The 9342-nt window shown below is 69.5% G+C and carries 1 protein-coding gene; it reads left to right on the top strand.

Features of this window, described 5'->3' with window-relative positions:
- Nucleotides 1–9342, top strand: a 9342-nt coding sequence (locus POF53_RS25510) for an amino acid adenylation domain-containing protein (protein ID WP_498969989.1), incomplete at both ends; no start/stop codon positions are given.

The raw sequence follows: 9342 nt of genomic DNA on the forward strand, positions 1-9342 counted from the left end.
GCGGGTCGAGTTGGGCGAGATCGAAGCCGCGCTGAAGGCGCAGCCGGGTATCGCGGATGCCGTGGTGCTGGTGCGTGACGAGCGTCTGCTGGCCTGGTTCACCGAAACCGCCATGGTCGATCTCGACACCTTGCGCCAAGGTCTGCAAGTCAGCCTTCCGGGTCACTTGGTACCGCAAGCCTTCATGCGTCTGGAGGAACTGCCACTGACCAGCCACGGCAAGCTGGACCGCAAGGCCTTGCCGGAACCGGCCATGCTCACCGGCCAGGCCTACGCCATGCCGCAAGGCCCCGTGGAAACCACTATCGCGGCACTCTGGGCCGAGGTGCTGGGCGTTGCGCAGGTCGGTCGCCACGACAACTTCTTCGAACTGGGCGGTCACTCGCTGCTGGCGGTGAGCCTCACCGCGCGCCTGCGCCAGGCCGGTTTGCAGGCCGACGTGCGCACGTTGTTCGGCCAGCCGACCGTGGCGGCACTGGCGGCGACCCTGGGCCATGGCCGCCAGGTCGAGGTCCCGGCCAACCGGATTCCGGCCGGCTGCACCCAGATCACCCCGGACATGCTGCCACTGGTGGACCTTGAACCTGCCGCCATCGAGCGCATCGTCGCCACGGTGCCGGGCGGCGCGGCCAACGTGCAGGACATCTACCCGCTGGCGCCGTTGCAGGAGGGCATCCTCTACCACCACCTCAGCTCGCCGGAGCACGATCCCTATGTGCTGCAGTCGCGCATGGCGTTCGACAGCCCGGCACGCCTGGAGGCGTTCGCCAAGGCCTTGCGCCAGGCCATCAGCCGTCACGACGTGCTGCGCACCGCCGTGCTCTGGGAAGGCCTGGAGCAACCGCTGCAGGTGGTCTGGCGCGAGGCGCCACTGCTGGTCGCGCCGCTCGACGGCCACGACCTGCAACGCCTCGACCTGGCCCGGGCGCCGCTGATCCGCCTGCTGTATTGCGATGAGGCCGGCAGCCAGCGCATCGAGGCACTGCTGCAGTTCCACCATATCGTTCTCGACCACACCGCCCTGGAGATCATCGGCGCGCAGCTGCTCGGCTACCTGCAGGGCAGCGCCGTACCAGTGCAGGCCCCGGTGCCTTACCGCAACTACGTGGCCCAGGCGCGCCTGGGCGTCAGCCAGGCCGAGCACGAGGCGTTCTTCCGCGCCCAGCTGGGCGATATCGACGAGCCGACGCTGCCCTACGGCCTGAGTGATGTGCAGGGCGACGGCCAGGCCATCGAGGAAGCCCACCTCTGGCTGGACCAGACCCTGGCCGCGCGTTTGCGGCAACAGGCCCGGCAGCTGGGCATCAGCCCCGCCAGCTTGTTCCACCTGGCCTTCGCTCGCCTGTTGGCGGCCGTCAGCGGCACTGATCGAGTCGTGTTCGGCACTGTGTTGCTGGGCCGCCTGGAGGCCGGCGAAGGTGCCGAGCGGGCCTTGGGCATGTTCATCAATACCTTGCCGCTGCGCCTGGACCTTGCAGACCTCGACCTGCAGGACGCCGTACGCCTGACCCAGCAGCGCCTGAGCGCCTTGCTGGTGCACGAGCATGCGTCGCTGGCCCTGGCCCAGCGTTGCAGTGGCGTGCCGGCCCCGGCGCCGCTGTTCAGCGCCATGCTCAACTACCGCCATGGCCAGGCGGCGAGCGAGGCCCGGCGCCTGGAATGGCAGGGCATCGAGTTCCTCGATGGCCAGGAGCGCAGCAACTACCCGCTGAGCCTGAGCGTGGACGACATGGGGGAAGACTTCCGCCTGGTGGCAATGACCCCGGCGAGCGTCGGCGCCCAGCGGGTCTGCGGGCAGTTGCGGCAGGTGCTGCAGGGCATGGTGGAAGGTCTGGAGGCTCAGCCACGGCAAGCGCTGCTGGCGCTGCCGGTATTGCCGGACGATGAGCGTGAGCATCTGTTGCAGACCTGCAACGCCACGGCCCAGGCCGGCAATCTCGAACAGCCTGTCCAGGCGTTGTTCGAGCAGCAGGTGGCGCGCGATCCCGAGGCGATCGCCGTGCAGTCTGACGACGGACAACTCAGCTATCGCCAGCTCAACGCCGAGGCCAATCGCCTGGCCCACCACCTGATCGCACTGGGCGTGCGGCCCGACGACCGGGTGGCAATCTGTGTCGAGCGCGGCCTGCCGCTGGTGGTCGGCCTGCTGGCGATCCTCAAGGCCGGCGGTGCCTATGTGCCGCTGGACCCGGACTACCCGGCAGAACGTATCGGCCACATGCTCGCCGACAGTCAGCCGCGAGCGCTGCTGGTGCAACAAGGCACGCGGACGCTGGTCGGCGAAGCGGCGGTGCCGCAGGTCGATCTCGATCAGCCCAGCTGGGACGGGCAGCCGGACAGCGACCCACGGGTGCCCGGGCTGAACGGCGCGCACCTGGCCTATGTGATCTACACCTCAGGTTCCACCGGCCTGCCCAAGGGGGTGATGGTCGAGCACCGCAACCTGGCCAACCTGGTGCACTGGAGTGCCCGCCGGTTCCCGGCCGGCGGCGCAGTGTTGCACAAGACCCCGGTGAGCTTCGACGCCTCGGTGTGGGAGCTGTTCTGGCCGTTGTGCAGTGGGCTGCGCCTGGTGCTGGCCAAGCCGGATGGCCAGCGCGACCCGCAGTACCTGGCCGGGCTGATCCGCCAGCAGCAGGTCGGCGTGGTGCAATTCGTGCCCGCGCTGTTGCAGCAGTTCCTCGACCAGGACGACAGTGCCGCCTGCGCCAGCCTCAGCGATATTGTCTGCGGTGGTGGCGAGCTGACCGAGGCCCTGGCCCGAAAAGTACGCCAGCGCCTGCCACAGGTGCGCTTGCACAACGTCTACGGCCCCACCGAAACCACGGTCGACTGCAGCGCCTGGACCCTGGAGCCCGGACAGCTGATTCCTGCCGGCGCGTTGCCGATTGGCCACCCCATCGACAACACCCGCCTGTACGTCCTCGATGCCCACGACCAGCCGGTACCCTGGGGCGTCGCCGGCCAGCTGCATATCGGCGGCGCCGGGGTGACGCGTGGCTACCTGGGGCTGCCGGAGCAACAGGCCGAACGCTTCATCGCCAGCCCGTTCGCCGAGGGTGAGTGGCTGTACCGCAGCGGCGATCGGGTACGCCAGGCCGCCGACGGCAGCCTGACGTTCCTTGGTCGTACCGACCACCAGATCAAGCTGCGCGGCCTGCGCATCGAGCCGGGCGAGATCGAGGCCTGCCTGAACCGCGTGGCCGGCGTGCGCGAGGCACTGGTGCTGGTCCACCGGCATCCACACGGCGGTGATCGCCTGGTCGCCTACCACCGTGGCGAGCCGCAGCCTGCCGACGCGCTGCGCCAGGCATTGCTGGCGCGGTTGCCGGAGTATATGGTGCCGGCGCTGTTCGTCCACCTCGACAGCTGGCCGCTGACCCCCAATGGCAAGCTCGACCGCCAGGCGCTACCGCTGCCGGACGTGCAGGCGCGCCAGTACGAGGTGCCACAAGGCGAGACCGAGGTGCTGCTGGCCGAGATCTGGTCGCAACTGCTGGGCGTGGAGCGGGTAGGGCGGCACGACAACTTCTTCGAACTGGGCGGTCACTCGCTGCTGGCCGTGACCCTCACCGCGCGCCTGCGCCAGGCCGGCCTGCAGGTGGATGTACGCACCCTGTTCGGCCAGCCGAGCGTGGCCGCGCTGGCGGCTACCCTGGGCCAGGGCGGCGCGGTGGTGGTGCCGGCCAACCGGATTCCGGCGGGCTGCACCCTTATCACCCCGGACATGCTGCCGCTGGTCGACCTGGAACCGGCCGCCATTGAGCGCATCGTCGCCGCGGTGCCGGGCGGTGCGACCAATGTTCAGGATATCTACCCCCTGGCGCCGTTGCAGGAGGGCATCCTCTATCTGCACCTCAGCGCCGTGGGCGTCGATCCCTACGCCCTGCGGGCACGGCTGCGCTTCGACAGCCCGGCGCGGCTGCGGGTGTTCGCACAGGCCCTGGAACAGGTCATCGCCCGGCACGACATCCTGCGTACCGCAGTGCTCTGGGATGGCCTGCCGCAGCCGGTACAGGTGGTCTGGCGCCAGGCGCCGCTGCAACTGGCGCCGCTCGACGACGCCCACCTGGCGCGCCTGGACCTTGGCCAGGCGCCGCTGATCCGCCTGCTGCATCGCACCGAACCGGGTGGCCAGCGGGTCGAGGCGGTACTGCAGTTCCACCATATCGTGCTCGACCATATCGCCATGCAGGCGGTGCAGGCCGAGCTGCGCGGCTACCTGCTGGGGCAGACCGAGCCGTTGTCGGCCTCGGTGCCGTACCGCAACTATGTGGCACAGGCGCGCCTGGGCGTCAGCGAAGCCGAGCACGAGGCGTTCTTCCGCGCCCGCCTGGGTGGTATCGACGAGCCAAGCCTGCCGTTCGGCCTGCGCGAGGTGCAGGGCGAAGGTCAGGCCCTCGATGAGGCCGAGGTGGAATTCGACGGCCTTCGCTATGGTCGCCTGCGCGACCAGGCCCGCCAACTGGGCGTGAGTGCCGCAAGCCTGGTGCACCTGGCCTGGGCGCGTCTGCTGGCGGTGGCCTGCGGCAAGGACTGCGTGGTCTTCGGCACCGTGCTGCTGGGCCGCCTGCAGGGCGGCGAGGGCAGCGAGCGGGCCCTGGGCATGTTCATCAACACCCTGCCGTTGCGGGTCGAGCTGGATGGGCTGGGCGTGCGCGACGGCGTGCTGGCCACCCACCGCGAGCTGTCGGCGCTGCTGGTCCACGAGCACGCCTCGCTGGCCCTGGCCCAGCGCTGCAGCCAGGTGGCCGCGCCGCTGCCGCTGTTCAGCGCCATGCTCAACTACCGCCAGAGCACCCGCGCCGCGCCGCAGCCACAGGCCTGGGAGGGGATCGAGACCCTGGGCAGCGAAGGGCGCACCAACTACCCGCTGAGCCTCAACGTCGATGACTTCGGCGATGGCCTGCGCCTGGGCGTGCAGGTGTCGGCCCAGGTGGGCGCACAGCGCATCTGCGCGCAGATGCTGCAGGTGCTCGACGGTCTGTTGCTGGCGCTTGAACAACATCCGCAGCAGGCGCTGAACCGCTTGCCGGTGCTGAGTGCCGAGGAGCGGCGCCAGGTGCTGGTCGAGTTCAACGACACGGCGGTGGCGTACGACCTGGAGCAGACGCTGCACGGCATGATCGAGGCTCAGGTTCGACGCACCCCGACCGCTGTGGCGGTGAGGGCGGAGGAAGGCGAGCTGACCTATCGCCAGCTCGACGAGCAGGCCAACCGCCTGGCCCATCACCTGATTGCGCTGGGGGTAAAACCCGACGCGCGCGTGGCGATCTGCCTCGAGCGCGGCCTGTCGATGGTGGTCGGCCTGCTGGCCATCCTCAAGGCCGGTGGCGCCTACGTGCCGGTCGACCCGGACTACCCGGCCGAGCGCATCCGTCACATGCTCGATGACAGCGCGCCGCTGGCGGTGCTGGTGCACGGTGCCACCCGCGACGTGCCGCAGGCGAGCCGTGCGGCGCTGATCGACCTCGACCAGCCGACCTGGCAGGCGCAGCCGGCGCATGCCCCACAGGTGCCCGGGCTGACCCCGCGCCACCTGGCCTATGTGATCTACACCTCCGGCTCCACCGGCCTGCCCAAGGGCGTGATGAACGAGCACGCCGGGGTGGTCAACCGCCTGCTGTGGATGCAGGACGCCTACCGACTGGGCGCTGGTGACGTGGTGCTGCAGAAGACCCCGTTCAGCTTCGACGTGTCGGTGTGGGAGTTCCTCTGGCCGCTGCAGACCGGCGCACGCCTGGTGATGGCGCGCCCTGGCGGGCACCGCGACCCCGAGTACCTGCGTGCGGTCATCCGTGAAGAGCAGGTCAGCACCTTGCACTTCGTACCGTCGATGCTCGATGTGTTCCTCGCCCATGGCGAAGTCCTGGTGCACCAGCTCAAGCGCGTGCTGTGCAGCGGCGAGGCCTTGCCCGGCAGCCTGGCAAGGCGTTTCCATGCACAGCTGCCGACGGTCGAGCTGCACAACCTGTACGGCCCGACCGAGGCGGCGGTGGATGTCAGTGCCTGGCACTGCGTGGCGGCACCGGACAACACGCCGATCGGCAAGCCGATCGCCAATACCGCGCTGTACGTCCTGGACGCCCAGGGCCAGCCGGTACCGGTGGGCGTGGCCGGCGAGCTGTACATCGGCGGTGTGCAGGTGGCGCGGGGTTATCTCAACCGCGAGCAACTGACCGCCGAACGCTTCCTCGATGATCCGTTCTCGCTCAGGACCGGTGGCCGGATGTATCGCACCGGCGACCTGGCCCGCTACCTGGCCGACGGCAACCTGGAATACCTCGGGCGCAACGACGACCAGGTGAAGATTCGTGGCCTGCGCATCGAACTGGGCGAGATCCAGGCCTGCCTGACCCGTATCGAAGGGGTCAAGGAGGCGGTGGTGCTGGCCCGCGAGCAGCGCCTGGTGGCGTACTACACCGGCGCCCGGCAGGCGCCGGACACGCTGCGCGCTGCGCTGCTGGGCCAGTTGCCGGAGTTCATGGTGCCGGCTTCCTTTACCCACCTCGAGGCGCTGCCGCTGAGCCCCAACGGCAAGCTCGACCGCAAGGCGCTGCCGCAGCCGGAAACCACGCAGCAGGCCTATGAGGCGCCGCAAGGCGAAGTCGAGACCCTGCTGGCGCAGCTGTGGAGCGACCTGCTGGGCGTGGCCCGGGTCGGTCGCCATGACAACTTCTTCGAGCTCGGCGGCCACTCGCTGCTGGCCGTGACCCTGACCGCGCGCATGCGCCAGGCCGGCCTGGCGGCGGATGTGCGGGTGCTGTTCGGCCAGCCGAGCCTGGCGGCGCTGGCGGCGGCGGTGGGTGGCGAGGTGACGCTGGAAGTGCCGGCCAACCGTATCCCGGCAGGCTGCACGCGCATCACCCCCGACATGTTGCCGCTGGCACGCCTGGAACAGGCCGCGCTCGACAGTTTGCTGCAAAAGATCCCCGGCGGCGCGGCCAATGTTCAGGACCTGTACGCCCTGGCGCCGTTGCAGCAGGGCATTCTCTACCACCACCTGGCCAGCGCCGAGGTCGACCCCTACTTACTGCAACTGAACTTCGCCTTTGCCGGCCAGGCCGAGCTGGAGGCCTTCATCGTGGCGCTGAACCAGGTCATCGCCCGCCACGACATCCTGCGCACCAGCGTGCACTGGCAGGGGCTCGACGAAGCGGTGCAGGTGGTCTGGCGCGAGGCGCGCCTGGACCTTGAGCCGGCACTGGACAGTCCACGCCTGGACCTGTGCCGCGCACCGTTGATGCACCTGAGCAGCCATATGCAACAGGGCCGCTTGCAGGCGACCCTGCTGCTGCACCATATCCTCCTCGACCACGCCGCCATGGAACTGCTGGTGGCCGAGGTCGGCGATGCGCTGCTGGGGCGCATGCCCGAGGGCGACAGCGTGCCGTACCGCAACTATGTGGCCCAGGCGCGCCTGCGTGACGACAGTCAAGCGCAGGAGGCGCTGTTCCGCGAACTGCTGGGCGATATTGACGAGCCGACCGAAGTGTTCGGCCTGCGCGGGGCGCTGGGCGATGGCAGCCACGTGCTCGACCACCGCGAGCGCCTGGACGAGCCACTGGCCCTGCGCCTGCGTCAGCAGGCACGGTTGCTGGGCATCAGCGTCGCCAGCCTGGTGCACCAGGCCTGGGGGCAGGTGCTGGCGCAGCTGTCCGGCCGCGAGGACGTGGTGTTCGGCACCGTGCTGCTCGGCCGCCTGCAGGGCGGCGAGGGCGCCGAGCGGGCGCTGGGCATGTTCATCAACACCTTGCCGTTGCGGGTCAGTGTGGGGGAGACGGATGTGGTCGACGGCGTGCGTCTGACCCACCAGCGCCTGGCGCGCCTGCTGGCCCACGAGCAGGCCTCCCTGGCCCTGGCCCAGCGCTGCAGCGGCGTGCCGGCCTCCCAGGCGCTGTTCACCAGCCTGCTCAACTACCGCCATAGCGCGGCTACCGGGGCGCAGCGCGCACAGGCCTGGCAGGGCATCGAACTGCTGGCCGCCCATGAGCGCAGCAACTACCCGCTGGTGGTCAGCGTCGACGATTTGGGTGACGGTTTCATCCTGACCGTGCAGGCGGTTCCGCAAGTGGATGGGGTACTGGTCTGCCAGCTGCTGCAGACGGCCCTGGCGCGGTTGGCCGATACCCTGGCGGACACGCCGGCGGCGCCGTTGAACCGTATCAACGCCTTGCCGGACGTCGAGCGCGAGCGCGTGGCGCGGCAGTTCAACGCGACCCGTCGCGACTATCCCCGCGACCTGCCCATGCATGCCCTGTTCGAGGCGCAGGCCATGGCCAGCCCGGATGCACTGGCGGTGGCCCATGGCACGCGGCGCTGGAGCTACCAGGCGCTCGACCGGCAGGCCAGCCGGCTGGCCGGGTACCTGCTGGAGCAGGGGGTACAGGCGGGTGACCGCGTGGCTTTGCTGCTGCCTCGCTCGTTCGATCTGCTGGCGGCCCAGCTGGCCGTGAGCAAGTGCGCGGCGGTGTTCGTGCCGCTGGACGGCAATGCGCCGGTCGAGCGTCAGGCGTTCATGGTGGCCGACAGCCAGGCGCGGTTGGTGCTGACCCACAGTGACCAGCCGCAAGTGGAAGGTGCACGCCGGGTCGAACTCGACCGCCTCGACCTGAGCGGTTATGCCGATGCGCCGCTGGGCCTGGCGGTGGACGCCGGCAGCGCGGCGTACATCATGTACACCTCTGGCTCCACCGGCACGCCGAAGGGCGTGCAGGTGCCGCACCGGGCCATCGTGCGGTTGGTGATCAACAACGGCTTTGCCGATTTCAACCGCCAGGACCGGGTGGCCTTCGCCTCCAACCCGGCGTTCGACGCCAGCACCCTGGAGGTCTGGGCGCCACTGCTCAACGGCGGCGCGGTGGTGGTGATCGACCAGGACCAGGTGCTGTCGCGCCAGGGCCTGCGCGAAGTGCTGCTGGAGCAGGGTGTCACCGTGCTGTGGCTGACCGCTGGCCTGTTCCATCAGTTCGCCGGCGATTTGCTGCCGGCGTTCCGAGAGCTTCGCTACCTGATGGTCGGTGGCGATGTGCTGGACCCGGCGGTGATTACCCGGGTACTGCGCGATGGCGCGCCGCAACACCTGCTCAATGGCTACGGCCCGACCGAGGCCACCACCTTCAGCACCACCTACGACATCACCGAGGTGGGCGAGGGCAGCATCCCGATTGGCAAGCCGATCGGCAACAGCCGCTGCTATGTGCTCGATGCTCGCCAGCAATTGCTGCCGGTGGGAGCGGTGGGCGAGTTGTATATCGCCGGTGACGGCGTGGCCCTGGGCTACCTGGGCCAGCCGGAGCTGACCGCTGAGCGCTTCCTGCCCGATCCGTTCAACGGCGGCAC

The organism is Mitsuaria sp. RG, assembly GCF_028369275.1.
Lineage (GTDB): Bacteria > Pseudomonadota > Gammaproteobacteria > Pseudomonadales > Pseudomonadaceae > Aquipseudomonas > Aquipseudomonas peradeniyensis.